The 873-nt window shown below is 62.9% G+C and carries 1 pseudogene; it reads right to left on the minus strand.

The annotated features are described in order from the left end of the window. A pseudogene (locus AC3WJU_RS22455) lies at window positions 1–807 on the minus strand (IS3 family transposase); the annotation flags it as partial. Window positions 808–873 lie beyond the last annotated feature (66 nt).

Here is an 873-nt window from a genome sequence, read left to right on the forward strand (position 1 = left end):
CCGCGTTCTCCAGCGCCGCCACGGCCAACAAGGACTTCATCCGTGCATCCATCGAGTACCCGACGATCCTGCCGGAGTAGACGTCCTTCACCGCGCAGAGGTACAGCTTTCCCTCAGCGGTAGGGTGCTCGGTGATGTCGGTCAGCCACAGCTCGTTCGGTGCCGCGGCGGTGAAGTCGCGTTCCACCAGGTCGTCGTGAACAGGCGGCCCGGGCTTCCGGTTCAGGCCCCGCTTCTTCGAAAACACCGACCAGATGCCGTGGTCCCTGCACAAGCGCTGGACCTTGTTCTCACCCGCTGTGATGCCTTTCTCCGGGAGCTCGTCAGCGATGAACCGGTACCCGAACGCCGGGTCCTCGGCATGGATGTCCACGGCAGCGTTGACCAAATGCGCATCGATCCAATCCCGTTCCGTCACCGGGCTGGCCTTCCACCGGTAATAGCCTTGCTTGCTGAATCCCAACACCCTGCAGGTCACCGCCACGGGAACACCCTCGGCGGCAAGATCCGTGACCAGCGGGTAGATCATTTTGGGTTGATGTCCCTGGCCAAATAGGCGGCAGCCCGGCGCAGAATCTCATTCTCCTGCTCCAACAAGCGGTTGCGCTTCTTCAACTCCCGCACCTCGGCCGACTCCGCCGCCACTGGGCCGGCCCCGGACTCCTTACGTTCCGCGATGGCAATCCAGCGCTTGAGCGTCGTGACCGACAGCCCAAAATCCTTCGCAATCTGCGCCAGCGGCGCCTCGCCCTTGCGGGCCACATCAATAACATCCTGGCGGAACTCCGCCCCATAAGCCGTCGGCATGGTCAACATCCTTCCACGAGCACCAGCTCGCTAGGTCAAGGAGTCAACAAAACCGGGGGCAGTCCC

This window comes from Arthrobacter sp. FW306-1B-F12A, from assembly GCF_058781865.1.